At 69.2% G+C, this 26859-nt stretch carries 19 protein-coding genes and 3 pseudogenes; 13 read left to right on the top strand and 9 right to left on the bottom strand.

Annotation, left to right across the window (positions count from 1 at the left end):
• Nucleotides 1–52 precede the first annotated feature (52 nt).
• From WS91_RS01490 to WS91_RS01505, 4 genes are all read right to left on the bottom strand, one after another.
• Nucleotides 53–748 (bottom strand): phosphoribosyltransferase, encoded by a 696-nt coding sequence (locus WS91_RS01490; protein WP_059643941.1) that lies wholly within the window; start codon nucleotides 746–748, stop codon nucleotides 53–55.
• A 116-nt stretch (nucleotides 749–864) separates the two neighbouring features.
• Entirely contained in the window at nucleotides 865–2223 is a 1359-nt protein-coding gene (locus WS91_RS01495) for a nicotinate phosphoribosyltransferase (protein ID WP_038748870.1), read from the bottom strand.
• Nucleotides 2220–2897 (bottom strand): dienelactone hydrolase family protein, encoded by a 678-nt coding sequence (locus tag WS91_RS01500; protein WP_038748949.1) that lies wholly within the window; start codon nucleotides 2895–2897, stop codon nucleotides 2220–2222. The genes WS91_RS01495 and WS91_RS01500 overlap by 4 nt, the downstream gene beginning before the upstream one ends.
• Nucleotides 2898–2921: 24 nt before the next feature.
• Nucleotides 2922–4241 carry an erythromycin esterase family protein gene (locus WS91_RS01505; RefSeq protein ID WP_038748868.1) on the bottom strand — a complete coding sequence of 440 codons (1320 nt, stop codon included), beginning with the start codon at nucleotides 4239–4241 and terminating at the stop codon, nucleotides 2922–2924.
• Between the two features lie 317 nt (nucleotides 4242–4558).
• Here WS91_RS01505 and WS91_RS37110 point away from each other — a divergent pair.
• Nucleotides 4559–5215: pseudogene (locus WS91_RS37110) on the top strand (sulfonate ABC transporter permease); the annotation flags it as partial.
• A 480-nt stretch (nucleotides 5216–5695) separates the two neighbouring features.
• Complete coding sequence (locus WS91_RS01520; protein WP_059669625.1) at nucleotides 5696–5887, top strand: hypothetical protein; 192 nt, start codon at nucleotides 5696–5698, stop codon at nucleotides 5885–5887.
• 307 nt (nucleotides 5888–6194) lie between these two features.
• On the opposite strand, the gene mnmH is transcribed toward WS91_RS01520, so the two are convergent.
• Nucleotides 6195–7259, bottom strand: a complete 1065-nt coding sequence (gene mnmH, locus WS91_RS01525) for a tRNA 2-selenouridine(34) synthase MnmH (RefSeq protein WP_059575243.1) — start codon at nucleotides 7257–7259, stop codon at nucleotides 6195–6197.
• Between the two features lie 301 nt (nucleotides 7260–7560).
• Between mnmH and WS91_RS01530 the strand changes: the two are divergent.
• The 7 genes and pseudogenes from WS91_RS01530 to WS91_RS01560 form a co-directional block, all read left to right on the top strand.
• Nucleotides 7561–8190, top strand: a pseudogene (locus tag WS91_RS01530) (mandelate racemase); the annotation flags it as partial.
• 14 nt (nucleotides 8191–8204) lie between these two features.
• Nucleotides 8205–8432 (top strand): hypothetical protein, encoded by a 228-nt coding sequence (locus WS91_RS01535; RefSeq protein WP_059669617.1) that lies wholly within the window; start codon nucleotides 8205–8207, stop codon nucleotides 8430–8432.
• Nucleotides 8433–8717: 285 nt separating this feature from the next.
• Complete coding sequence (locus WS91_RS01540; protein ID WP_038748860.1) at nucleotides 8718–10478, top strand: cholesterol oxidase substrate-binding domain-containing protein; 1761 nt, start codon at nucleotides 8718–8720, stop codon at nucleotides 10476–10478.
• Nucleotides 10479–10618: 140 nt separating this feature from the next.
• Entirely contained in the window at nucleotides 10619–12058 is a 1440-nt protein-coding gene (gene pyk / locus WS91_RS01545; protein WP_059669618.1) for a pyruvate kinase, read from the top strand.
• Nucleotide 12059: 1 nt separating this feature from the next.
• Entirely contained in the window at nucleotides 12060–12794 is a 735-nt protein-coding gene (locus WS91_RS01550) for a TSUP family transporter (RefSeq protein ID WP_059669619.1), read from the top strand.
• An 11-nt stretch (nucleotides 12795–12805) separates the two neighbouring features.
• On the top strand, nucleotides 12806–13723 hold the full coding sequence (locus tag WS91_RS01555; RefSeq protein ID WP_038748943.1) for an AEC family transporter: 918 nt from the start codon (nucleotides 12806–12808) through the stop codon (nucleotides 13721–13723).
• Between the two features lie 255 nt (nucleotides 13724–13978).
• The gene (locus tag WS91_RS01560) at nucleotides 13979–15727 is read left to right on the top strand and encodes a methyl-accepting chemotaxis protein (protein WP_059669620.1); all 1749 of its coding nucleotides are present in this window, start codon (nucleotides 13979–13981) and stop codon (nucleotides 15725–15727) included.
• A 165-nt stretch (nucleotides 15728–15892) separates the two neighbouring features.
• On the opposite strand, the gene WS91_RS01565 is transcribed toward WS91_RS01560, so the two are convergent.
• Complete coding sequence (locus WS91_RS01565) at nucleotides 15893–16486, bottom strand: DUF4142 domain-containing protein (RefSeq protein ID WP_038748852.1); 594 nt, start codon at nucleotides 16484–16486, stop codon at nucleotides 15893–15895.
• Between the two features lie 689 nt (nucleotides 16487–17175).
• On the opposite strand from WS91_RS01565, the gene WS91_RS01575 reads away from it, so the two are divergent.
• A complete protein-coding gene (locus tag WS91_RS01575; RefSeq protein WP_059669622.1) occupies nucleotides 17176–18618 on the top strand; it encodes an HD domain-containing phosphohydrolase in 1443 nt (480 codons plus the stop codon).
• Nucleotides 18619–18666: 48 nt separating this feature from the next.
• Nucleotides 18667–20499: a histidine kinase gene (locus tag WS91_RS01580; RefSeq protein ID WP_059669623.1), complete on the top strand. Its 1833-nt coding sequence runs from the start codon at nucleotides 18667–18669 to the stop codon at nucleotides 20497–20499.
• Here the strand turns inward: WS91_RS01580 and WS91_RS01585 are convergent.
• A pseudogene (locus WS91_RS01585) lies at nucleotides 20477–22151 on the bottom strand (purple acid phosphatase family protein). The gene WS91_RS01580 and the pseudogene WS91_RS01585 overlap by 23 nt on opposite strands.
• 596 nt (nucleotides 22152–22747) lie before the next feature.
• Here WS91_RS01585 and WS91_RS01590 point away from each other — a divergent pair.
• Complete coding sequence (locus WS91_RS01590) at nucleotides 22748–23122, top strand: DUF4377 domain-containing protein (RefSeq protein WP_059575257.1); 375 nt, start codon at nucleotides 22748–22750, stop codon at nucleotides 23120–23122.
• Nucleotides 23123–23201: 79 nt separating this feature from the next.
• Here WS91_RS01590 and WS91_RS01595 read toward each other — a convergent pair whose 3' ends face one another.
• On the bottom strand, nucleotides 23202–23549 hold the full coding sequence (locus tag WS91_RS01595; protein ID WP_059575259.1) for a GFA family protein: 348 nt from the start codon (nucleotides 23547–23549) through the stop codon (nucleotides 23202–23204).
• 341 nt (nucleotides 23550–23890) lie between these two features.
• Here WS91_RS01595 and dgoD point away from each other — a divergent pair, with 341 nt between their 5' ends.
• On the top strand, nucleotides 23891–25039 hold the full coding sequence (gene dgoD, locus WS91_RS01600; RefSeq protein ID WP_038751969.1) for a galactonate dehydratase: 1149 nt from the start codon (nucleotides 23891–23893) through the stop codon (nucleotides 25037–25039).
• 761 nt (nucleotides 25040–25800) lie between these two features.
• Here the strand turns inward: dgoD and WS91_RS01605 are convergent.
• Nucleotides 25801–26727 carry a CopD family protein gene (locus WS91_RS01605; protein ID WP_059575261.1) on the bottom strand — a complete coding sequence of 309 codons (927 nt, stop codon included), beginning with the start codon at nucleotides 26725–26727 and terminating at the stop codon, nucleotides 25801–25803.
• Nucleotides 26728–26859 lie beyond the last annotated feature (132 nt).

A 26859-nucleotide genomic window follows, 5' to 3' on the forward strand; every position in this document is an offset into this window, starting at 1 on the left:
ATGCGCGTTCGATCGATCGAACGCCGGCTCGACGCCGCGCGGCCAGCCGCGCTCAGAACGGGCCCGCGTCCGGCGTCGGCGCGCCGTCCGCGCCCGACCATTCCCACTCGCTCGCGCGGCCGAGCAGCTCGCGCACCTCGTCGTCGCTCGTCTGGTCGAAATTCCGATAGAACTGGCCGATGCCCATCAGCCAGTCCGGCCGCATCACGCAGACGACCGCGTCCGCGACCTCCTCGACCTTCTCCGCGCTGCTCGGCGACGCGACGGGCACCGCCGCGACGAGCTTCGCCGGCTTGTGCGCGCGCATCGCTTCGAGCGCGGCGAGCATCGTCGAGCCCGTCGCGATGCCGTCGTCGACGACGATCACGGTGCGGCCCTCGACGTCGGGCGGCGCGCGGCGGCCGCGATACGCGGCCTCGCGCCTCGCGAGCTCGGTGCGCTCGCGATCGATCGTGTCGGCGAGCTCGCGATCGCTCACGTGCATCGCGTGCAGCACCGACCGCTCCAGCTGCACGACGCCGCCCGTCGCGATCGCGCCCATCGCGAGCTCCGGATTGCCGGGCGCGCCGAGCTTCCGCACGATCAGCACGTCGAGCTTCACGCGCAGCGCCTTCGCAACCTCGAACGCGACCGGCACGCCGCCGCGCGGCAGCGCGAGCACGATGACGTCGCTGCGGTTCGCATAATCGGCGAGATGCGCGGCAAGCTGCCGGCCGGCATCGACGCGATCGCGAAAATAATCGTTCATCACGCCTCCTTCGCCGCGACGCGCACGAAGTCGTCATGCCGCGGCTCGTTCGAATGCATGCCAACGCATGCAAGGATTCGCGTCCACGCGCAATGCGCGCAGGCCCGCGCGTCGCGCTATGCGCGCGCTTCGCTCGCCGTGCGCGCGTCGATCCGCTGCGCGAGCGCGATCAACGCGTCGGTCACGGCGACCGGATACTCGGCCGCGTGCGTGAGATCGCGCAGCGCCGCGGGCAGCGCGCCGAGCTCCTTGCTCGCGTGCGCGCGAATGCCGGCAAGGCTCGGCAGCGGCGCGACGCGCTCGCCGTCGATCACGAACGGCTCGAGAAGCGCGCCGCCCGGATGCGCTTCGTCGGCGAGCGCGAGGCTGTCGCCGTCGATGACGCCGTCGTCGCGATAGCGGCGGTACACCTGCTTGCGCCCGGGCCACGTCGCCTTGCCCTCCGAGCGCTTGCGGCGCGGCACGCCCGCATATTCGGTCAGCTTGTACGCGCAGTCCGCGTACGGCGCGTCCGCCGACGTGTTCATTCGCGTGCCGACGCCGAAGCCGTCGATCGGCGCACCCTTGCCGATCAGCTCTTCGAGCTTGTATTCGTCGAGATTGCCGCTCGCGAAGATCGTCACGCGATCGAGCCCCGCCCGGTCGAGAATTGCGCGCACGCGCATCGCGTGCTGCGCGAGATCGCCGCTGTCGAGCCGCACGCCCTTCACTTCGATGCCGTCGCGCGCGAGCTTCTTCGCGACGTCGATCACCTTGTACGCAGCCGCTTCGGTGTCGTACGTGTCGATCAGCAGCATCGCGTTGCGTGGAAACGAGCGCGCGAAATGCTCGAACGCGAGCGACTCGCCGGCGTGCGCCTGCACGTACGAATGCGCCATCGTGCCGTACACCGGAATGCCGTAGCGCAAGCCGGCGAGCAAGGTCGCGGTGCCGGTGAAGCCCGCGACGTAGCTCGCGCGCGCCGACAGCAGCGCCGCCTCCGCGCCGTGCGCGCGGCGCAGGCCGAAATCGACGAGCGTCTTGCCCGGCGCCGCGAGCACCGCGCGCGCCGCCTTGCTCGCGACGATCGATTCGTAGTGCAGCAGGTTCATCACGCGGCTTTCGATCAGCTGCGCCTCGCGCATCGGCGCGGTGATCTGCAGGATCGGCTCGTCGACGAAGAACAGCGTGCCTTCGCGCATCGCGCGGACCGAGCCCGTGAAGCGCAGCGATTCGAGCGACGCGAGAAACCGGTCGCTGAAGAGCCCCGTGCTCGCCAGCCCCTCGATCTCGCCGGCGTCGAGCTTCAGGTCGGCGAGATAGTCGAGCACCTGTTCGAGGCCCGCCGCCATCAGGAAATTGCGATGCGCGGGCAGCTTGCGCACGAAGAACTCGAACGTCGCCGCGTCGTTCATGCCGCAGTCGAAATACGACTGCAGCATCGTGAATTCGTACAGGTCGGTCAGCAGCGCGCCGTCGCGAACGGGTTTCGTCATCTTCGATGCCTCTTGTGCGCATCCCGGTCTTCGGGCAGATGCGCGACGAACCAATCCGCCGCGACGCGCGCGACTTCGTCGAGCGTGCCCGGCTCCTCGAACAGATGCGTCGCGCCCGGCACAACGACGAGCTTCGACTCGCCGATGAGCCAGCCGGCCGCGAGGCGGTTGAGGCGGATCACCTCCTCGTCGCGCTCGCCGACGATGAGCAGCGTCGGCACGCGCACGCGCGGCAGCGCGTCGCCCGCGAGATCGGGACGGCCGCCGCGCGAGACGACCGCGCGCACGACACGTCCGCGCGCGTTCGCCGCGATCAGCGCCGCCGCCGCGCCCGTGCTCGCGCCGAACAGGCCGACGGGCAACTCGCCGACGTCGCGCCGCTCGCGCAGCCAGTCGAGCGCGCTCACGAGCCGGCGCGCGAGGAACGCGATCGCGAACCGGTACTCGGCCGTGACCGCGTCGCGCCGCTGCTCCTCGATCGTCAGCAGATCGAACAGGAGCGTCGCGAGACCCGCGCGCTGCAGCACCGCCGCGACCTCCTGATTGCGCGGGCTCAGCCGGCTGCTGCCGCTGCCGTGCGCGAACACGACGATTCCCGACGCATGCTCGGGCGTCGCGAGTATGCCGTTCAATTCGACCTTTCCGAGAGGTATCCGTACTTCCTGAATCTGCATCGTCATCTCCACGTCGCGCCGCCGTCACGGCGCGGACACCGGCTCTTCGCGCGGATGCCACGCATCGGGCGGCGCGAGCGGTTCGAGCGGGCTCGTTTCGTCGAGATGGAACAGCGCATCGAACTGCCCCGTGATCGACGACATGAAATAGTGGCTGTCGCGCTCCGTCCGCGGCAGATAGATCACGCCGATCGCGCGCTCGAGCAGCGCTTCGCCGAGCGGCTGCGCGACGATCTCGCGCAGCGGCAGGAAGAAACGGTCGAGCCCGGTCGTATAAAAGAGGCGTTCGTAGCTGTCGGACAGCGCGGGGCGCATCCATTTCTGTTCGACGTCGCCGTCCCATTGCGACGCGGCCGACACGTGGCCCGTGTAGGCGGTGAAGCCGATCGACAGCGCGCGCTCGCCGAGCGACTCGCGCACGAGCTGGCCGAGCGTCCATTCGCCGCGCAGGTGCATCTCGGTCGCGCGCGCGTCGCCGACGTGCGAGTTGTGCGCCCAGACGACCGCGCGCCCCGTGCCGCCGCGACGCGCGCGGTAGCGGCGCAGCGCGAAAAGCGTGTCGCGCATGTGCGAATCGCGCAGATTCCACGTGTTCGCGCGCGGCCCGAACATCGCGCGGTAATAGGTTTCGGCGTTGACGACGACCTGCGCGTTGCGCTCGGCGAAGAACTGCGCATCGAGCGCGTCGATGCCGTCCTGCGCGAGATACGCCGCCTCGTTCGCGCGCAGCCGCAGCAGTTGCGCGACCGCGTCGACGGTGGCGGCCGGCCGCGCGCCCGTGGCGACCGCGTAGCCGTACGCCCCCGGCTCGCGCACGTGATCGAGCGCCGCGTAGCGCCGCCGCGCGAATTCGGCCTCATCGGGATCGACGTCGTCGAGATAGCGGATCACCGCATCGGCCGAGCGGTACAGGCTGTACAGATCGAGCCCGTAGACGCCCGCCCGCGATTCGCGCGGCAGCGTCGCGTTGTGATCGCGCATCCAGCCGACGAATTCGCGCATCGGGCGATTGCGCCACATCCATGCGGGAAAACGCGTAAAGTCCGCGAGCGCCGCGTCGACGCCGCCGATCGCGGCGTCGCCCTGCACGTAGCGATTCACGCGCCACGCATCGGGCCAGTCGCCTTCGATCGCAATGGTGTCGAAACCGCATTCGTCGATCAGGCGCGCGGTGATCTGCGCGCGCATCCGATAGAACTCGTGCGTGCCGTGCGTCGCCTCGCCGAGCAGCACCACATCGGCGTCGTTCGCGATGTCGATCAATTCGTCGAAATCCCCCGCGTCGCCGCGCAGCGGGCGAGCGAGATCGCGCACGGCGAGAAAGGGCGTCTTCGCAGGATGCATGAATCGTCTCCGGACGACCGCAGCCCGGGCGTGCGCGCCGTTCGCGACAGGCCGTCGCGCGACGCCGCACAGAGCGGCTGATCCGATCATTCTCGACCGCGGTTTCGCCGAAACGTTGCGTTGAGTCAACGCTCGCCGCCACGGTCACGCCGTCGCTCGAGCGCGACGCGCCTCTTTCAATTTACGCGCTCTGCGCAGAAGTTGCAGTGCGAATAACCCGATCTACACGCATGCGTTCGCGTCATTTCGCAAGCGCGCGACGTTCCGGAGAACGGCGCTTCGATGCCGCTGATGCAAGTCGGGCGCGCGCGTCGTGATCCGACGTCGGCGACGGCGCGCGTAACGGCGCACCGAGGCTCGCGCGTGCTCGTGCTCATGCTCGCGCCGATCGGCGTCGCGACGGTCGTCCGGGCAGCGGCGGGCGCGCCGGTCCGGCCGCGGCCGCGCGCGACCGCGCTTGCGTAACCGAACGCGTGATTTCCCGCCGCATTCCCCGCGAACCGGCTGTTCGCGCTCGCGGCATTCGCGATCGTGCGCGTCGGGCTCGCGCCCGCTTTTCGGCTCGGCCCGCCGATAATTCTCGGCACGCGGCGGTGCATCCTGTCCAACGCGATTCGCCGGCCCGACCGCGTTTCCCGACGATCCGAAACAGGCGGCGGCGAGCTTGCGCGTGCGCCCGCCCGCTTGGCGGCGCGCGGTCGCGCCGCCCGGCGTCCTGCCGTACCGCGTGACGGGCGCGATCACCGCATCGGGCCGCGCATGCAATGCGAGCATCGGGCGAAGGCTCGTCGGCCAAGGATCGACGACGTGCGGCGCCACCGGACCCAGCGCATCCGTCGCGCGCGCGACCGCTTGCCGGCGACTATCCGCGAATCGCGCGCGACGCCGCCGCGATGTCGCGCCTCGCGATCGCGACGAATCGTCTGACATCACGGCCGCTCAACGCGATGGCGAAACGCCGCAGCCGCCTCGACCAGGCGACGCCATCTCCACGCCGACGCACACCGCCCTCGCCCCGCGCCCTGCGGCCCGCCGCCGCGAGCGGCGCGCACGAAACGCACTAAGCGCACGACATCCACCCGTCATCGCGCCGCGCGATGTCAGGTCCGCTCCGATTGAGTTCGATCAAAAGCCGAGGCGGCGTTGCTCGTACAGTGATCGCAGTACCTCGTCATGCGCGTGGCGCCGAACGAGTCGCAGCGCCTGTGCGTCGCGCGCGGATCGCCCGATGCCGAGGCGAGCGCGGCGGTTGCGCGCGAGTGCGCGCCGATCCATCGATGCGTTCGCCGTGCCGTGCAACGCATGCGCGACGCGATTCTTGCCGCACGCACCGCAGCGGTGCACCAGCCTTCCGCATCGCCATGCGCTCGGCGGATGCGCTCGCATGCGGCTCGATTCGTATCGATTGCATCGACGCGCACGTCGCCGCCGCGCGACTCTTTCGGAGATCGATCATGGTTGCAGGTGTGGTGCTGTGGGTCGCCCTCGCGGCGATCTTTCCGACCGTCGTCGTGCCCGCCGCGCAGCATGCGGTCGAGCACGCCGTCAAGCATCGGGACACGCATGCGGCGTCAGGCGCGCCGATCGCGAGCGGCGTGCGAGAGCAGCCCGCGCCACCGGACGGCGGCGATGCGATCGGGCATTGAGCGGCACCGGCCGCGCTCGAAAAGAATCGGCCGTGCAAGCGCCGGGCGATCGGGCGCATGCGTGCCGATGCGTCGTTCGAACGCGCGCTCGAATCGCCGTTTGAATCTCGTCGTTCAGGATCGCTGATCGCTCGATCGGCGCATATGCGCCGGCATGTGCGCCGTCATCCGTCCAAACGGATGCTCGCGAATTCACGCCATGCGATGCGCGGCGGCTGCAGCCCGCTCGTTCGGCGCGCGCAGCGCAGCGTCCTGCAAACGGCACTCGCGCGCGATCCGCGCCACGTTCCGCTCAATCCCGCCTGCGTCAGACGCTCGCGCTCATCGCGTCGAGATGCGCGAGCAACGCCCTCGCCTGCTCCACGACGTCGGCCGCAGTCGGCCTGAACGGGAAATGCTCGGCCCGCGGCAGGCGAACGAAATGTTCGCGGCTGCTGCGCGCATACGCGGGATCGTAGTGAACGTCGACGAGCTCTTCGGACAGCTCGCCAAGACGCCCCTCGTCGAGCATCTCGTGCCACTTGCGGATGCGCGCGTGACCGTGCAGCGGCACGAGCTTCTCGAGCTGCACCTTGAAGAACGCGCTCCGGTCGATCAGATGCCCGTAATCCTGCAGCAGCAACTCGACGCGCTCTTCGCGCTGGGTCTCGACGTTCACGCAATCCGCCTCGTGCATGCTGGCGAGCAGCGCGAGCGGCAACGTGATCGAGCCGATGCGCCGGCTCTCCGCCTCGATGAACACCGGCCGCTCGCGAGCGAAGCCGCGCAACGCGCGGACGAGCGCCGTGTCGAACGCCTTTTGCGACGGCTGCTCGCCGCTCGGCAGCGCGCCCAGCAGCGAGCCGCGGTGCGCGGCGAGCGCTTCGAGATCGAGCGTTTGCGCGCCCGCCTGCGCGAGCGCGTGCAGCAGCCGGGTTTTGCCGCTTCCGGTGTGCCCCGTCAGGACGACGTAACGAAACTCGGCGGGCAATCGGCCGAGCGCGTCGACGACCGAGCGGCGGTACGCCTTGTAGCCGCCGTCGAGCTGCCGCGCGCGCCAGCCGATCATGTTGAGCATGACGGCCATCGATCCGGAGCGCTTGCCGCCGCGCCAGCAATAGACGAGCGGCCGCCAGTTGCGCGGGCGGTCGGCGAACGTCGTGTCGAGATGCGCGGCGATGTTGCGCGCGACCATCGCCGCGCCGACGCGCGTCGCCTCGAACGGCGACACCTGCTTGTACATCGTGCCGACGATCACCCGCTCTTCGTTGCTGAGGACGGGTGCGTTCAGCGCGCCCGGAATATGGTCCTCCGCATACTCGAGCGGCGTGCGGACGTCGACGATCTCGTCGAAATCGTCGATCTGGTCGATGGAAACGGGCTGGAGATTCAACGTATCGGGCGCGGCGGGGCCGCATCATCGTTGGCGATGGAGCGGCGATTATCTCACGCGCGGCAGCCGCCTCATGCGGCGGCAGGCGTGTCGCCCGCCGGCGCCGGCGGGCCCAGGCGCGCGACGAGCACGAAGAACGTCAGGCCGTCGCTCTGATGGGCTTGCACTAAAAGTCAATAACCAAGTGACTCGCGGTTCATTCCAATCCCGGCTCGCGCGACCAACCTAGTGCGTCGGGCCCGAGTGCGCCCCGACGCCTTCGCCAACGATGCATCGGCCGCCGATGCGCCCGGGAGACGCGATGAGAATCGTAGACATCCGCGAGCAAGCCGTATCGATCGGTTCTCCGAGCCGCAACGCGTATATCGACTTCAGCAAGATGACGCCGAGCGTCGTCGCCGTGATCACCGACGTCGTCCGCGACGGCGAGCCCGTCGCCGGCCACGGCTTCAACTCGAACAGCCGCTACGGCCAGCGCATGCTGCTGCGCGAGCGCTTCATTGCCCGCCTGCTCGACGCCGCCCCCGCGAGCCTCGTCGACGACGCGCGCGACAATCTTGATCCGCACCGGATCTAGGCGGCGCTCTTCGCGAACGAGAAGCCGGGCGGCCACGGCGAGCGCGCCGTCGCGATCGGCACGCTCGCCGTGGCCGAGTGGGACGCGGTCGCGAAGATCGAGGACAAGCCGCTCTTTCGCCTGCTCGCCGAACGCCACGGCAACGGCACGCCGAACCGCAAGGTGTTCGTCTGTGCGGCGGGCGGCTACTACTACCCCGGCCGGGATCTCGGCAAGCTGAAGGACGAGATGCGCAGCGACCTCGACCGCGGCTATACGGTCGTCAAGAAGAAGATCGGCGGCGCGGCGCTCGACGACGACCTGCGCCGGATCGACGCGGCGCTCACCGTGCTCGGCGACGGTCAGAAGCTCGCCGCATCGCGCGTGACGTGAGCGAAGCATTCGAGGCGCTTGACGTACTCGAACCATTCGAAACGTTCGAGCCATTCGAAGCGCGGCACGGCGAACGCCAGCGTCGCGGGCAGACAACCGTGCGGATTCCGAAGTTCCGCGGCGCGCCGTGGAAACCGCTTTCGGCGCACCGCGTGCAGGCATCGATCGGCATCGCCGCCGGCGTGCTCGTCGGGCGCTTCGCGTCCGCGCCTGCGAGCGATTGAAAACGCACGGCGATCCGCTCGCTCGTGTGGTCGCGACGGCGCGTCGCACCGCCCCGCCATCTCGCCATCCGCCTTTTTGCCGTCCGCGCTATCGCCGTGTCGATCCGCTTGACGCACCTGCCTCGGCGCCTATCATCCAATGGCTTCCGAGCGAGCAACAACGATCTTTTCAAAAACAATAACGCGTATCGAACAAAAAGCACGTGGTCGAAGAGGGAAACGCATTACGGCTCACTCCAACGTTTCGCTCCTTTATTACGCAATAAATAATATTTCGAGAAGACCATGAAAAAGATCCATGGAGACCCGACGCCGCGTCTTCGTCGCCGCGCGTTTCTCAGCGATCTCGCGCGTCTCGCCGGCGCGGGCGTCGTCGCCGGATGGACGCCGATCCGGCCGATTCCCGCGCACGCGCAGCCCGCCGGCTCGACGCCGCCGAATTTCCCCGCCGACATCGCGCTCTACAAGCAGGCGTTTCGCAACTGGAGCGGCGAAATCGCCGTCGCGAACCTGTGGACGGCGGCGCCCGCGACGCCCGCCGACGTCGTCGCGATCGTCAACTGGGCGGCGCAGCACGGCTATCGCGCGCGAGCGCTCGGCCACATGCACAACTGGTCGCCGCTCGCGGTCGCGGCGAACGATGCGAACGCCCGCGTGTTGCTCGTCGACACGACCAAGCATCTGACGGCGGTGTCGGTCGACGCGTCGACGACGCCCGCGCGCGTCACCGCGCAGGCGGGCGTGTCGATGGACGCGCTGCTCGCGACGCTCGAGCAGTACGGGCTCGGCATGACGGCGTTTCCCGCGCCCGGCGACATCACGCTCGGCGGCGCGCTCGCGATCGGCGCGCACGGCACCGCGCTGCCGGCCGCGGGCGAAACGCGGCTGCCGGGGCACACGTACGGCTCGCTCAGCAACGCGGTGCTGTCGCTGACCGCGGTGGTTCACGACGCGTCGTCGGGCCGTTACGCACTGCGCACGTTCGAGCGGACCGATCCGGACATCGGCCCGTTCCTCGCGCACGTCGGCCGCGCGTTCATCGTCGAAGCGACGCTGCAGGCGGGCGCGAATCAGCGGCTGCAATGCGAGAGCTTCGTCGATATCCCCGCATCCGAGCTGTTCGCCCGCGCGGGCGCGCGAGGCCGAACCGTCGAATCGTTCCTGCGGCGCTCGGGCCGCATCGAAGCGATCTGGTATCCGTTCACCGGCGCTCCGTGGCTGAAAGTCTGGAGCGTCCGGCCGAACCGGCCGGCCGGCGCGCGCGCCGTCGATCAGCCGTACAACTATCCGTTCTCCGATTCGCTACCGAGGGAATTGTCCGATCTGGTGAGCCGCATCGTGTTGAACGGCGAATTCCAGCTGACGCCGCTGTTCGGCAAGACGCTATACGCGATCACGTGTCTCGGCCTGACTAACCCGTTCGCGCCGGCGACGAATCTCTGGGGGTGGTCGCGCACGGTGCTGAACTACGTGCGGCCGACGACGCTGCGCGTGACCGCGAACGGCTATGCGGTGCTGACGAGCCGCGCGAACGTGCAGCGCGCGATCAACGAGTTCGTCGGCGCGTATCGGCAGCGGATCGCCGACTATCGCGCGGCCGGCAGCTATCCGATGAACGGCCCCGTCGAGATTCGCGTGACGGGCGTCGATTCGCCGGACGAAGTCGCTCCGGGCGCGACGGCGCCGTCGCTGTCCGCGCTCCGGCCACGGCCCGACCATCCCGACTGGGACGTCGCAATCTGGTTCGACATCCTGACGTTGCCGGGCACGCCCGACGCGAACCGCTTCTATCGCGACATCGAGCAGTGGATGCTGTCGAACTACAGCGGCGGCTACGCGACCGTGCGGCCGGAGTGGTCCAAGGGCTGGGGCTACACGAGCTCCGCCGCCTGGAGCGACGACACGATGATCGGCGCGACGATTCCGGATCTATTCCGGCAGGGGCTGCCTTCCGACGACAACTGGGACGCGGCGCTACGCACGCTCGACCGCTACGATCCGCGCCGCGTGTTCTCGTCGCCGCTCCTCGACCGGCTGCTGCGCTGACGCGGCAAGCGGCCCGCAGCCCGCCGCACCGCGCCGCGGCCCGCTTATGACCAAACAAAATAAAAAGCGGAATTTTTATTATTTTCGGTGCCGATAGCGGTCTGTCATATTTCCGTCATACAAGAACAACGCGAGGAAATATGACAACCACCACCGTCATCGCCACCATCGGGCCGGCCTCGGCCGCGCCGGACGCGCTGCGGGCGCTGCATCGCGCCGGCATGAGCGTCGCGCGGCTGAACGGCTCGCACGGCGATCTCGACTGGCATCGCGCGACGATCGCGCTGTTGCGCGACACGCTGCCCGATCTGCCGATCCTGCTCGACATCCCCGGCCGCAAGATCCGCACGACGCAGTTGCGGGTCGAGCCGTCGTTCGCCGCGGGCGACGTCGTCACGCTGACGACCGATCCGTCGCACGACGGCTCGCAGAAAGTGCCCGTCAACTACGCGCGCTTTCACGAGAAACTGCGCGCCGGCGTGCGCGTCTACGCGGACGACGGCACGCTGTCGTTCGTCGTCGACGCGGTGCGCGGCCGCGACGTGCTCGTGATCGCCGAAACCGCCGGCACGCTGAAGAGCCGCAAGGGGATCAACGTGCCGGAGATCGATCTCGGCCACGATCTCGTCACGCCGCGCGATCGCGAGATGATCGCGTTCGCGAAGGAGACGGGCGTCGATTTCGTCGGCATCAGCTTCGTCGAATCGGCCGCGCACGTCGGCGCGATCCGCGCGCTCGTCGACGGCGCGACGCCGCAGATCGTCGCGAAGGTCGAAAACCGCGGCGGCCTCGACCATCTCGACGAGATCGCCGCCGCCGCCGACGCGCTGATGATCGATCGCGGCGACCTGTCGGTCGAGACAGGTCTCGACTACGTATCGCTCCATCAACGGACGATCGTCGCGAGCGCGCGCCGTCATGCGAAGCCCGTGATCGTCGCGACCGAGCTGCTGCACAGCATGATCGACAGCCCGCTGCCGACGAAGGCCGAGATCGGCGACATCACGCACTCGGTGATCGACGGCGCGTCGGCCGTGATGCTGTCCGGCGAAACGGCGGTCGGCAAGTTTCCGGTCGAGGCGGTGGCGCGGCTGCACGGCATCGCCGCGCTCGCCGACGCGCATCGCGCGGCGCTCGCGGCGTCGGCGCGCGCCGCCTCCGACGCGGACTACGACGACCTGCGCGCGGCGACGCAAGCGCTCGCGCGCACGCTGCCGGTGACGAAAATCGTCGTGCTGTCGCGCACCGGGCATGCGGCGCGGCTCGTGTCGATGGCGCAGATCCGCCAGCCGATCGTCGCGGTCGGCAGCGACCGCGCGCGCGTGCGCGCGTGGAATCTGCTGCCCGGCACGACGGGCGTGCATCTGCCGAGGCTCGACGTGGGGGCCGCCGACGCCGTGCCCGCCGCGCTCGAAGCGCTCTGGCGCGACGGGCGCATCGACGAACGCGACGTCGTGCTGACGGTGCTCGCCGCGAGCGACGAAAACGACGCGTCGCTGAACGCGTTGCAGACGGTGCGCGTCGGCGCGCTCGCGAAAGCGTTGCGCTGGTCGGCGAACCGCGCGCTCGAGGCGGCCTGACATGCACGATCTCACGCTGCTCGCCGCGCTCGTCACCGCGCTCGCGCTGATTCAATCGATCTTCGGGATGGGCATCCTCGTGTTCGGCACGCCGACGCTGCTGCTGTTCGGCGTGGAGTTCGCGGCGGTGCTCGGCCTGCTGCTGCCCGCGTCGATGACGCTGTCCGCGATCCAGGTGTGGTCGAGCCGCGGCCTGCCGCTGCCCGCTCGCGAGCGCGGCAACATGGCGGTCTGCGCGGCCGTCGTCGTCGTGTCGCTCGCGACGCTCGTGCTGACGAAGCTCAACGCGCGCGTCGATCTGTTCATCGGCGGCGCGATGCTGGCCGCCGCCGTGGTGCGCGTCGCGCCGGTGCTGCGCGACCGCCTGCGCGCGCGCATCGCGCGGCATGACCGACGCTACGTCGTCCTGATGGGCGTCGTGCATGGGCTAACCAACATGGGCGGCGCGCTGCTCGCCGTCTATGCGGCGAGCGGGCAGCGCGACAAGGACGAGATCCGCGCGATCGTCGCCCGCTACTACCTGCTGTTCGGCACGATCCAGCTCGGCACGCTCGCGCTGCTGCGGCCCGCCGCGCTGAGCTGGTCGGGCGCGGCCGTCGCGCCGATCGCGGCGCTCGTCTACGTCGCGCTCGGCAACGCGATGTTCCGGCGCGCGGGCGCATCGCTGTACGAGCACGCAATGACGGGCTTCATCGGCGCGTACGGCGCCGCCGTGCTCGCGAAGACCGCGCTATGACGGAGCATTCGATGGCCAACGTCATGGCGGCGCTCGTGCCGATCTTCGCGCTGATCCTGATGGGCTTCGTGATACGCCGGCGGAGGCTGCTCGCCGATGCGTTCTGGCTGCCGTGCGAGACGCTCAACTACTACTATCTGTTTCCGGCGCTGATGTTCAGCCAGGTCGCGAAGGCGAACCTCGCGCAATTCGCGATTCGCCCGATCGCGACGGCGATCCTCGGCGCGGTCGGCTGCGGCGCGCTCGTGCTGTACGCGTGGCGCGCGTGGAGCCGGCAGCCGGGCGCGGTGTTTTCGTCGGTGATCCAGGGTGCGTTGCGGCCGAACACGTACGTCGGCGTCGCGGCCGCCGCCGCGATGTACGGCAGCGTCGGCCTCACGCTGACGTCGATCAGCATCGCGATCGCGATCCCGCTGTTGAACGTCGCGTCGATCGTGATCCTGATGCACTACGGCAGCGGCGGCACGCCCTCCTTCAAGCAGGTCGGCAATGCGCTCGTCAAGAATCCCGTGATCGTCGCGGTGCTGCTCGGCGCGCTTTTCAACCTGAGCGGCCTCGCGCTGCCCGGCACGCTCGCGAGCCTGTTGTCGATCCTCGGCTCGGCCTCGCTGCCGCTCGGCCTGCTCGCGGTCGGCGCGGGGCTCGACATGAAAGCCGCGAAAGCGGCGAGCGGCCCCGTGCTGCAATCGTCGTTCATCAAGCTGCTGCTCGTGCCGCTCGTCACGCTCTGGATCGGCGTGAGCCTCGGCATCAAGGGGCCGGCGCTCACGATCATCGTGCTGTTCAACTCGCTGCCGTGCACGCCTTCGGCGTACATCATGGCGAAGCTGCTCGGCGGCGATCACCGGCTCGCGGCCGGCATCATCACGGTGCAGACCGCGCTCGCGGCGTTCACGATGCCGCTCGTGCTGCTGCTGTCGCGCGGCTGACGGGGCGCACCCGTCGAGCGTCGGCCGCGCCGCCTCGCTCGCCCGAAAATCTGGATTCCGATCGTTTTCCCGTCGCCGCGGCGAACCGGTAGACGATTGCACGATTGCGCGCACGTTGACCGGCGTCAAGCGCGCGTCATGGATTTCCCCCACTCAGCTCTCGCGAAATCGTCCGTAAACCCGATCATGTCGCCGGACTGCGCACTCCGCCGCAATCGCGACATTCGACGTTGCGGACCTTGCAGAGAGCCTTCCATGCGCGCCAATCTTCCTGTCACCCAGCGGGAATTCGAGTTCCCCGACGACGCCACGCTGATGTCGACGACCGATCCCCAGAGCTACGTCACGTATGCGAACGCGGCGTTCATTCAGGTGAGCGGATTCGAGCGCGACGAGATCATCGGCGAGCCGCACAATCTCGTTCGGCATCCCGACATGCCGGCCGAGGCGTTCGCCGACATGTGGGCGACGTTGAAGGCCGGCTGCTCGTGGACCGCGCTCGTCAAGAACCGCCGCAAGAACGGCGACCACTACTGGGTGCGCGCGAACGCGACGCCCGTGATCCGCAACGGGCAACTCGTCGGCTACATGTCGGTGCGCACGAAACCGTCGCGCGACGAGATCGCCGGGGCCGAAGCGCTCTATCGCGACTTTCGCGAGCACGGCGCGCGCGGCAGGAAGTTTCATCAGGGTCTGATCGTGCGCACCGGGCTGCTCGGATGGACGTCGCTGCTGCAGACGCTCAGCGCGCGCTGGCGCATCCGAACCGCGCTGCTCACGCTCCTCGCCGGCTCCGCGTGGATGGCGTTCCTCTTCGGGCTGCGCGGCGCGATGCTCGACGGCTTCGCCGCCGCCGAGACAATGCTGCTGCTGCTCGCGGAATTCTGGCTCGCCGCGCAGATCACCGCGCCGCTGCAGCGCGTGCTGAAGCAATCGCTCGCGGTCGCCGCGGGCCAGGCCGGCGACAATGTTCACCTGAACCGTATCGACGAGATCGGCATGATCATGCGGGCGGTCAATCAGGCGGGCCTCAACCTGCGCTCGCTCGTCGACGACGTGAGCGAGCAGTTGTCCGGCCTGCAAGACGCGAGCGGCAAGATCACCGCGGGCAACGACGATCTGAGCGCGCGCAGCGAGCAGGCGGCCGCGAGCCTCGAGGAAACCGCCGCGTCGATGGAGCAGATGACCGCGACGGTGCGCAACAACGCGGACACCGCCATGCAGGCGAGCGAGCTTGCCGGCTCGACGCGCGATGCCGCCGCGAAAGGCGACGCGGTGGTCGGCAAGGCGGTCGACACGATGGGCGAGATCAGCGCGTCGAGCCGCAAGATCAGCGAGATCATCGGCGTGATCGACGGCATCGCGTTCCAGACCAACATCCTCGCATTGAACGCGGCCGTCGAGGCGGCGCGGGCGGGCGAGCAGGGCCGCGGCTTCGCGGTCGTCGCGGCCGAAGTGAGAACGCTCGCGCAGCGCAGCGCGAACGCGGCGAAGGAGATCGCGGCGCTGATCCACGACAGCGTCGAGAAAACCGCGGCGGGCGGCGCGCTCGTCAATCAGGCGGGCGAAGCGATGAACGATATCCGATCGCAGGTCGCGCGGGTCGCCGGCCTCATCGGCGAGATCAGCTCGGCCACGCGCGAGCAGTCGGACGGGATCGGCCAGGTCAACGTCGCCGTCGCGCAGCTCGATCAGATGACGCAACAGAACGCCGCGCTGGTGCAGGAATCGGCGGCGACCGCCGACGACCTGAAGCACCGCACGCAGCGGCTCGTCGATGCAGTGGCCGTGTTCCGGTCGAACGCGCCCGCGCCTGCGCGGCGCTACGACACGCGCGCGCCGCAAGCCGGCACCGCGGCCGCGACGCCGCTCCAGCGCATGCCCGCCGCGCGCAAGCGCTCCGCGACGCGCATCGCGTCCGCCCCGCCGCACGCGCCCGCGAGCGCCGCGCCCGTTCCCGCCCTCGCGGCGGCGAGCCCGAATGCCGATTGGCAAACGTTCTGAGCAGCGCGTGCCGGCCGTCGCGGCGTCGATACGAAAACAGGCGGCACCCGCGCGCCGCCTGTTCGTTTGCCGTTCGATGCGCCTCCTTCACAACGCGCGTCGAACGGTCTCGTCACCCGCGCATGCGTTACCGCGCGCGCGGCGACGGCCCGCGAACGACTGCCGTCACTGCGACGCGTCGCCCGGCAGGTGCTTGCGGCTCGCGAGTTCCCGAGCCTGCTGATAGTGCGCCTGAATCACCGGCAGGCCCTTGCGCGCAGCGTTCTTCAGCTGCTCGTTGCGGCCCGATGCGAGCTCGGCCTGGAACACCGACAGCGTCTTGCGGTTGCCTTCGAGCGCGACCTGCTCGATGTACGCCTTGTCGAACGCGTCGCCGCGCAGATTCTTGATGCCGTCGAGCACGGCGGGATCGGGATCGTTGTGCGGCACGTCGACGCCGCGCGGGCTCGCGGCGCGCAGCGTCTGCGACAGCTTCTCGTTGTCGCTCGCGACCCGTTCCGCGAACGCCTTCACGGCGCGATCACTCGAGCGCGAATTCGCGATGCGCGCGGCGTCTCGCTGCGTCGACACCGCCTTCGTCGCGTCGGTGACGAAAGCCTGATCGGCCTCGTGCAGCCGCGTACCGGTTTCAGCGGCCGCCTCGGGGCGCGGTTGCGTAGGCGTAGGCGTGGGAGCGGTTTGTGCGGACGCGGCGGTCGCGAAGACGAACAGACCTGCGGCGCACGCACCGGCAAGCGAAAAAGTAGAGCGGCGAGTCATACGTTCTCCTTAGGGTGAAATTCATCAACGGATCGATGAACGGGGCTGCGGTGCTGCGGGCCGGGAGCGGCAACGCGTTCGACGCCGTCGCCGCGAGCGCACCGGCCATGGACTCGGATGCGTCGCAACCCGTCCAATGCATTCTAGGAGGCGCGTCGCGACCGAGGTGAAACGATGGTGTCGCTTGTGTAACGGGAGGTAAGACAATTGGCCGCGCGAGCACGCGCGGCGCGCGCGGGCGTCGCGTACGTACGCTTCGCATTCGTCATCGGCGCGACGCGCACCGCACCGCACCGCACCGCACCGCACCGCATCGCATCGGTCAAAATTTTCCGCCGATGGAAACTCGCGGCGGCGACACCCGCATCTTTTACGCGATGCCGTAAGCCCAATCGAATCAAGCCGTCGATCGACGCGCGCCGATGCATCGCTTCGTTCGCCTCACGATCCGTGGCGCATGCGGGTCGCGCATCCCGCATGCGCATCGGTGTCGCGCGAGCGCCGCAACCCGCAACCGAAACGGTCGCGACGATTCTTTCGATGCGCACACACCAAACGCGCACGTCGCGGGCGGTATCGAACGCGCCGTCTAGGTAGATACGCTGACGCCCCGTTTTTTTGGCTCAAGGACGCACGGCCGCACGCCGATATCTCAGCCAGCCGATGACAAAAAATGAAACGGAGGCTTCGTGAACGGACCCGAGGAACCGACAATGCCCATCGCGGCGGATGCATCGCACCCGCGCGCGGCCGATCACGCCCGATCGACGAACGCCGCTCCCGCAAACATGGTCGGCAACGCGTCCCCCGTGATCCTGATCGTCGACGACGAACCGAGCATCCTCTCCGCTCTCAAGCGTCTGCTGCGCACGGCGCGCTATCAGGTCGTGACGGCCGACAGCGGCGCGGCGGGGCTCGACGTGCTCGCCGCCGGCGACGTCGACCTCATCGTCTCCGACATGCGAATGCCCGGCATGACGGGCGCCGAATTCCTCGCTCACGCGCAGACGCTGCGCCCGGACACGATGCGCGTCCTGCTGACGGGCTACTCCGAGATCGACGCGGTCGTGAGCGCAATCAACGAAGGCGGCGTGTATCGCTACCTGAACAAGCCGTGGGACGATCACGATCTGCTGCTCACGGTCAAGCAGGCGCTCGAGCAGCGTCGGCTGCGCCAGGAGACCGCCCGCCTCTTCGCGATCACGCAGAAGCAGAACGAGGCGCTCGTCGCGTTCAGCACGGAGCTCGAAGCGCAAGTGCACGCGCGCACCGAGGAAATCCGGCAAACCGTGATGTTCCTCGAGGACGCGCAACGCGACCTGAAGCGCAATTTCATGACGATGATCCAGGTCGGCGCGAACATGATCGAGCTGCGCTGCGGCGTGATGGGCGGCGAATCGCGGCGCATCGGCGAACTCGCGAAGCGGCTCGCGCTCGCGTTCGACATGAGCGAGCTGCAGGCGCGGGACCTGCATTTCGCCGGGCTGCTGCACGGAATCGGCAAGCTGTCGCTGCCGGACGAGCTGCTGCGCAAATCAATCGACCGAATGAGCGCGGAGGAAAGCCGCCAGTTTCATCAGCATGCGCTGCGCGCGCAGATGGTGCTCACGCCCGTCACGCAGCTCAATCACGTCGCGCACGTCATTCGCCACCAGTACGAGCGCTTCAACGGCCGAGGCACGCCCGACGGGCTCGCGGGCGAAGACATCCCGCTCGGCTCGCGCATTCTCGCGGTCGCGCGCGACTACGAAGGGCTCCAGCGCGGCGGCATCGTCAATCATCGCCTGCTGCCCGATCAGGCGATCGCGCTCATCCAGTCGCAGGCCGGCATGCGCTACGACCCGCAGATCGTCGATCGTTTCGTCGCGCTCGCGAAGGACTTGGCGACGTTCGGCTGCAACACGCCGTACGCGCAGATCACGGGCGGCCAGCTGCTGGAAGGCATGCGGCTCGCCGACGATTTGCGCACGAGCCGCGGCGTGCTGCTGATGACGAAAGGCAGTGTCGTGTCCGCGCATCAGGTCGCGCTCGTGCGGCGCTACGAAGCGCAGGAAGCCACGCCGTTCACGATCCTGATCCAGACGCCGCCGCCGAACGCCGATGCCGCGGCGGCCTCGATGCGCGAAGGCTGACGCGCGCGCCGCCGTCGCCGTCGCGCATACCGAGACGAGCCGCTCCTCATGCACGGAACCTTCGACATCCCGCTCGTCGTACTGTCGCTCGCGGTCGCGACGCTCGCGTCGTATACCGCGCTCGATCTGAGCGCGCTCATCTCGCTCCTCGACAAGCCGCGGATGCGGCACGCGTGGCTCGCGGGCGGCGCGGCCGCGATGGGCACGGGCATCTGGGCGATGCACTTCGTCGGCATGCTCGCGTTCTCGCTGCCGATTCCGCTCGGCTACGACTTCGGGCACACGTTCGCCTCGCTCGCGATCGCGATGATCGTCTCGTACTTCGCGCTGAACGCGCTGACGCGCGCCGCGCTCACGCGCGAGCGGCTCGCGGTGGGCGGCGTGCTGATGGGGCTCGGCATCGCGGCCATGCACTACACCGGCATGAGCGCGCTGCAAATGCACCCCGCGATCGGCTACGACCGCACGCTCTTCGTCGCATCGATCGCGATCGCGATCGGCGCGTCGACGATCGCGCTCTGGATCGCGCATCGCCTGAGCGACGAGAACGAGCCGCACGTGTTCGCGAAGCGGATCGGCGCGGCGGGCATCATGGGCATCGCGATCACAGGCATGCATTACACGGGCATGGCGGCCGCGCATTTTCCGGCGAACGCGGTGTGCGGCGCCGCCGGCGAAATCAGTGGCGCGTGGCTCGGCGCGACGATCGCGCTCTTCACGGCGACGATCCTGAGCGCGACGCTCGTCGTCTCGCGTTTCGATGCGCGCACCGCGTTCCTGCGCGGCATGACCGACGCGCTCGAGGAGCTCGTCACGAAACGCACGAGCGAGCTCGAAGGCGCGCTGCGGCAGTACGAGCGCACGACGCACGTGCTGCAGCGCACGCGCAAGAAAATGGAGCAGGAAATCGACGAACGCAAGGCCGCGCAGGCGCGCCTCGAGCACGAAAAGGACGAGCAGCGCCGGCTGATTCGTCAGATCGAGGAAACGCACGTGCAGCTGCTGCAATCGGAAAAGCTCGCGTCGATTGGCCAGCTCGCAGCGGGCGTCGCGCACGAGATCAACAACCCGATCGGCTTCGTCAACGCGAATCTCAACACGCTGAAGGGCTGGGTGCAGGGTCTCCTCGATGTGATCGCCGCGCAGGAAAAACTCACGCGCACGCTTTGCGCCGACGCGCGCGCGCCGCTCGACGCGGTGTCGCGCGAAGTCGATCTCGACTACGTGCGCAGCGACATCGTCTCGCTCATCGACGAATCGATCGACGGCGCGATGCGCGTGCGCCGCATCGTCGGCGACCTGCGCGATTTCTCGCGGCCGAGCGGCGACGAATGGGCGCTCGCCGATCTGCACGCGGGGCTCGAGAGCACGCTGAACGTCGTCCACAACGAGCTCAAGTACAAGGCGGACGTCGTGCGCGAATACGGCAGCCTGCCGCTCGTCGAATGCAACGCCGCGCAGTTGAACCAGGTGTTCATGAATCTGCTCGTCAACGCCGCGCAGTCGATCGACGCACACGGCACGATCACGATTCGCACGTCGCACGACGCCGACGCCGTGTCGATCTCGATCGCCGACACGGGCGCGGGCATCTCCGAGGACGTGATCGGCAGGATCTTCGATCCGTTCTTCACGACGAAGCCCGTCGGCCAGGGCACGGGGCTCGGGCTGTCGATCTCGCACGGCATCGTGGAGCATCACGGCGGGCGCATCGACGTCGAGAGCCGCGTCGGCCGCGGCACGACGTTTACGATCACGCTGCCGATCCGGCGCAAGTCCGGCTCGGCAGCGAACGCCAACTCCAACGCGCCCGACGGCGCGGACGGCGCGCACCGGACAGTGCGCGCCGCCGCGCCGCTTACGCGCGGCGAGCCTTGCTGAGCACGATCGTCTCGAACAGCTCGTACTCGGCCGTCGGCTGCTGATCGGCGCCCGGCGCGTGATGGTAGTTCACGGTGATCGTCGTGTTGCCGCCGTGCTCGCCCGGATCGTAGTCGAACACGGCGATCCCGTAGCCCGTGCCCGTGTCGCGCCGCGCGGACCAGATCGCATCCTCCACCGCATCCGCGCCGTGCCGCACGAACGTGTTCGGCGCCGCGCCCGGCACCGGCCGGTTCGGCTTCGTGAACACGCGCGCCTGAGGCAAGCCCGTCGCCGGATTCTCGCCGTACACGTCGAGCGGCGCGCTCGTGCCGCCGCCGCCGAGAATCATGTGGATCGTGCCGTGCGACGTGTCGAACTTGCCGTCGGCCGGATCGGACGTGACGACGGGGCGCGGCTGCAGCGTGTCGACGACCTCGCCCGTCGCCGCGTCGACGCCCGCGCGGTGGTTGCAGCCGCGCACCGGAAAGCTGCGCTCGTAGTCGTGATCGTGGCCGCACAGCACGAGGTCGACGCCGTAACGGTCGAAGAGCGGCAGCCACGCCTCGCGGATGCCCTTGTCCGAGCCGTTGCCCGTCTTCGACGAGCTGAGCGCGTCCTGATGCATCTGCACGACGATCCAGTCGATGTCGCGATCGCGCGACGCGCGGCGCAGCGTCTCTTCGAGCCAGCGCGTCTGCTCGCCGCGGCTGTAGCCGCGCACATAGAACGACGTGCCGGGGGCGATCGGCTCGTTGCCGGTGCTCGCCGCCGGCACGAGCGGGTTCGGGCCCGCGACGAACGCGGCCGCGTCCTGATAGACGACGTCGTCCGCGTCGAGCGACACGAACAGCACCGCGCCGACGCGGAAGCTGTACCAGCGGCCCGGAAAACGCGTGCCGTTCTCGGGCAACGTGTAGCGCGCGAGATACGAGTCGAGGCCTTGCGGGCCGTTGTGAAACTCGATCTCGTGATTGCCGGGGCACGGCATCCACGGACGGTTCGCGGCGGACGTCTGATTGTTGTTGCCGAAGTCGCGCCACACGGCCGGCTGATGCGCGGGGTTCAGGTTCGCGTAGCAGAGATCGCCGTTCAGCAGATGAAAGAGCGGCTGAAAGCGCTCGATCGCCTGCACCGCGAAGCGGCTCTGCGGCGACGACAGCACCCAGCCGGTGTTCGGCGTCGCGAGGTCGCCGTAGCTCGTCCAGCGAAACGGCGAGCGGCCGCGCGGCGCGGTCTCGAAGCGGGCGGCGAACGGCTTCGCCGCGTTGCCGTCGTTGTCGGCCGTGACCTCGTAGCGATACGCCGAGCCCGGCTTGAGGCCGTGCAGCCGCGCGTGATACGTGAACACCACTTCGCCGTTTAGGCCGTCGGTGTACGTGCGCTGCACGCCGTGCGCGGTCCGCCACGCTTCGTTCGGGCCCGCGAAGCGCACGCGCGGGTTGGTCGCGGCCGCGAGCGACGCCCACGATACGACGACTTCGTGCGCGTCGGCGTCGCCCCAGGTCAGATGAATCTGCTCGGGCGTGCCGTCGGGCGCGGCGGCGGCGGCCCGCGTGGCCGCTCGCGGCGGTCGCGAGCCCGGATACGCCGGCGAACTTGAGGAAGCCGCGGCGAGAGACGGCGCAAGGCTGCTCGGTCGGCGGCGCGTCGGAAGCTGGCTTGTTCGGCATGATTTCGTTCGATCGTCGGAGAGTCGTGGGGAAAGGAATGAAAGCGAGCGACGGCGCGGCGGCCGCGGGCATCGGCGCCCGGCCGCGCGCGTCAGCGCCGTCACCGCCAGCGCCGACACCTTATGACGGGATGCGTGACGCGACGATGTCAGCCCCGCGTCGCGCCGCGCGGATGCCGGCCGCCTGGCGGGAATCCGCGTATGCGGCGGGGACGCCCGGTTCGCACGGTCGATGGGGCGAGTCCGTTTTCGCTTCGCGGCCGGCCGGCATCGCGTCGGCGTCAAGTCCGCGACGCATCGGCGTTGGAGTCGGTGGCGTTGCCGCGTGGTTTCGTGGTTTCGTGGTTTCGGGGTGCCGCAACGCGGCTGCGCAATCGCGATCGCAACCCAAATCGCAACTAAAATCGCGGTCGAAATCACAACGACAACGACAACGACAACTGCAACTACGGCGACGGCCCCGCGGCCATCGCGCGCCGCAACGCCGCGTCGAGAAAACGCGAGTCGCGCGCGCCGCGCGCAAAACGGCGCGCCCACGCACCGTGAACCCGTCCGGCGCGATCGGGTCCAATCGCGATTCGATCGACGAGGAAGGTCATGCTCGATATGCCACGCCGCGCGCTCGCGGCCGTCGCGTTCGCCGGCGCGGCCGGCCTTGCCGGCTGCGAGACTAATGCAGCGGCGAACGCGCCCATCGCGCCGGCGGCCGCGCCGCAAACCGCGACGAAGACCGTCTACGTCGCCGCGCAAACGGCGCGCTGCGTCGGCGTCGCGCCGATGGACTGCCTGCAGGTGCGCACAAGCCCGAGCGAGCCGTGGCAGCTCTGGTACAGCGGCATCGAAGGCTTCGACTACCGCCCCGGCTACGAATACCAGCTCGAGATCGCCGAACACAGCGTGCCGAATCCGCCTGCCGACGGCTCGTCGATCCGCTGGGTGTTGAAGCGCGTCGTCCGGCAGCAGCCGCGCTGAGCCGGACGGCGTAGTGACGCGCGCGGCGCATGCCGCACGCGCTGCACGATCCCGATTTGGGCCGGCGCGCTCGATATGTTCAGAGCGCGCGCCCGTCGAAATGCCGGACCGGCACCGCGTCGAGATCGATGCCGTCGATGCAGCGGATGTTGACTGCCGCCATCGCGTTGCCCTTCGGGTCCGTGCCTTCCGCGAACGGGTGGATGCCGCAGGTCGGGCAGAACCGATGCCGGATCGTGCGCTCGTTGAACAGATAGGTCGCGATGTCGTCGTCGGGCGTTTTCAGATGAAACGCGTCACGCGGCACGAACCACAGCAGCGAGCCCTTGCGCACGCACATCGAACAGTTGCAAGCGCAAGCGCTCTCGATCTCCCCTTCCACCTCGAACTTGATCCTGCCGCAATGGCAGCTGCCGGTGTAAAGCATCGTCGCCTCCTTCGATCGTGTCCGGCCCGGCGACGCGGCCGCGCCGCGCCCGGGCGCCCGGCCGGTGCCGTACGGTAACGCTCGGCCGTACGGACCGCAACCGTCCGGCGCCGCGCGAGCGGCGCACGAGCGGCGAAGGCGATCAATCGCACCCGACCCCGCTCGCGCGCCGCGATCCGCGCCCGACGCGCCGCGCGATCCGGCGGCGTGCCGCGTCGACGCACGGCGCGCATCCGGCCGCCGCGCCCACTATGTGCGCACAGGCGCGATCGATACGACTTTCGCGCGGCGCCGCTGTACGATTCACGCGTGGTTCATGCAGACAACAGGAGACACCCGCAATGAAGATCACCCGCCTCGAAACCTTCGTCGTTCCGCCTCGATGGCTGTTTCTGAAGATCGAGACCGACGCGGGCATCGTCGGCTGGGGCGAGCCGATCGTCGAAGGCCGCGCGCATACGGTCGAGGCGGCCGTGCACGAGCTAGCCGACTACCTCGTCGGCCAGGACCCGCTTCGCATCGAGGACCACTGGCAAGTGATGTACCGCGCGGGCTTCTACCGCGGCGGCCCGATCACGATGAGCGCGATCGCGGGCATCGACCAGGCGCTCTGGGACATCTTGGGCAAGCATCACGGCGCGCCCGTCCACGCGCTGCTCGGCGGCCCGGTGCGCGACCGGATCAAGGTCTATTCGTGGATCGGCGGCGACCGGCCGAGCGACGTCGCGAACAACGCGCGCGCGGTGGTCGAGCGCGGCTTCCAGGCGGTGAAGATGAACGGCTCGGAGGAACTGCAGATCATCGACACGTTCGACAAGGTCGAAAAAGTGATCGCGAACGTCGCGGCGGTGCGCGAGGCGGTCGGGCCTTACGTCGGCATCGGCGTCGATTTCCACGGCCGCGTGCACAAGCCGATGGCGAAGGTGCTCGCGAAGGAGCTCGATCCGTACAAGCTGATGTTCATCGAGGAGCCGGTGCTGTCGGAGAACGCCGAGGCGCTGCGCGACATCGCGAACCAGACGAGCACGCCGATCGCGCTCGGCGAGCGGCTTTATTCGCGCTGGGATTTCAAGCACATCCTCGAAGGCGGCTACGTCGACATCGTGCAGCCGGACGCGTCGCACGCGGGCGGGATCACCGAGTGCAGGAAGATCGCGACGCTCGCGGAGAGCTACGACGTCGCGCTCGCGCTGCACTGCCCGCTCGGGCCGATCGCGCTCGCCGCGTGCCTGCAACTCGACGCGGTCAGCCACAACGCGTTCATCCAGGAACAGAGCCTCGGGATTCACTACAACCGGGGCAGCGATCTGCTCGACTATCTTCGCAATCCCGAAGTGTTCCGCTACGCGGACGGCTTCGTCGCGATCCCGCAGGGGCCGGGGCTCGGCATCGACGTCGACGAGGAGAAGGTGCGCGAGATGGCGAAGACCGGACACCGTTGGCGCAATCCGGTCTGGCGGCACGCGGACGGCAGCGTCGCCGAGTGGTGAAGACACGCGCGCACGGCCACGGCAGGCAACGCATCGCGCCGGCGACGGGCCGAGGCCGTGTGAAGTCGCACGCCGATCGCGGCGGTCGATAGAGTCGATCGTTCGGATCGCGCGGTATTGGCCGGGGGCGGCGCGGGAAGGGTTGAGCGGCACCCGAAAACCGTGCCGTGTAGTTTTGCGTGTTCGCACAGCCCCGGCCGCGGCCGAACGCCTGATTCGACGCCGGAGCCCGAACGCTTGCCGCTTGCCGCCTGACGATGCGCCGAACGGCCGATGCGCGGCCGCCATGCCGGACACCCGACGCCCGCCCGGCGCTTGACGCACAGCGCCTGACGTTCGACACACGGCGCTCGACGCAGATGCCGACACCGATGCCCCGGCCGATGCCGCACAGGCCGAAGACATCGCGACGCGGCGCGCCGAACGGGGGATCGCCGATGTGAACGAACGCACGCGCCGCCAGCCGTCGGGCAGGCCGGCGCATCAGGCGGCATCCGGCAGCGGCCGGCGGGCAAGCACGGCCGGCCGCCACAGCGCCGCCCATGCCGCGCCGAAACCGAGGCGTCCCGGCGTCCGGCCGGCGTCGCGTCGATGACCGACGCGGCGATCGGCGGGCCGGTCTTGGCATCGCCGCATCGCGTTCGCCCCCTTGCCGCGGCCCGCGTATCGTGCCTGCAGCCGGCGCCTGTCGCCCGCCCAAGCCCCGAGTCACGCCCGAACCAGGCCCCGAGTCCACTCGCGCCCGAGCGACCGAGCCCGCGTCAGCTCACCGAGATCGGCGCGGTGAAAGACAACACGGCCGCCGCGACGAACACGCCGATCATCGTGAGCGCCTCGAGATGCAGCACGTTGCGGAACGTGTGCGCGTCCTCGGTCGACGCGGTGCGGCGCAGCCGCGGCAACGCCGAGAAGCGGTTGAGCGCCGCGAGCACCAGCGCGAGCGCGACGAGCGCGAGCTTCAGCAGCAGGATGCGGCCCCACGTGCTGCCGTCGAGCGCGGCGAAATCGCCGCCCGTGCCGCGAATCGTGTTCAGCACGCCCGTGACGACCACGAACGCAAGCGCGGCGATCGACCCGCGCGACAGCCGCTGCGCAATGCGGATCATCGCGCCGCGCGCGACCGACGAGCCGAGCGCCGGCAGCACCGCCATCCCGCCTGCGATCACGAGCCCGCCCCACGCGGCCGTCGCGGCGACGTGCACGGTCTGCACGCCGACTGCGGCCGAGAACGCGCCCGAATCGGCCGCGTGGCCGAGCGACGCCTTGCCCGCCGCAACCACGAGCGTCGCGAGCGCGAGCAACGCGCCGGCGAGCGGGCCGCTCGGCCGGGCGAGCGCGACGACGAACAGCAGCACCGCGCCGCCGCACGCAACGCTCCATGCATGCCCGACGTGCGTCTGCGCGAGCACGACCGGGATCGCGCCGAACGCGCCGCGCAAGCCCGCGCCGCTCATCGCAGCGGCCTGGTAGACGAGCCAGCCGACGTCGGCGAGGACCAGCACGGCCGCCGCAACCGCGAGCGAGCGCAGCGATTGCCGCCACGCGGGGTGCGACGGCGCGATCACGCTCTTCGCGCCGTCGTTCGCGAGCCACGCGCCGATCAGCGCGGAGCCCACCGCGACCGCAAACGCGACGTCGCCGAGCGCGGCGAGCGCCGCCTGGCCGAACCAGAGGCTGTCGATCTTCATCGCGCACCGCCCGCGCGGCGCGCGCCGGACGCCGCCCCGACGCGCGCCGCGCGCAAGGCGTGAAAGGATCGACTGTTGTTTTCAGGCAAACAGGAAAAAGAGGACTTCATCGACTCGCATGAAAGAAAAGAA

Source organism: Burkholderia sp. MSMB1498, from assembly GCF_001526245.1.
In the GTDB taxonomy this organism is placed as follows: domain Bacteria; phylum Pseudomonadota; class Gammaproteobacteria; order Burkholderiales; family Burkholderiaceae; genus Burkholderia; species Burkholderia savannae.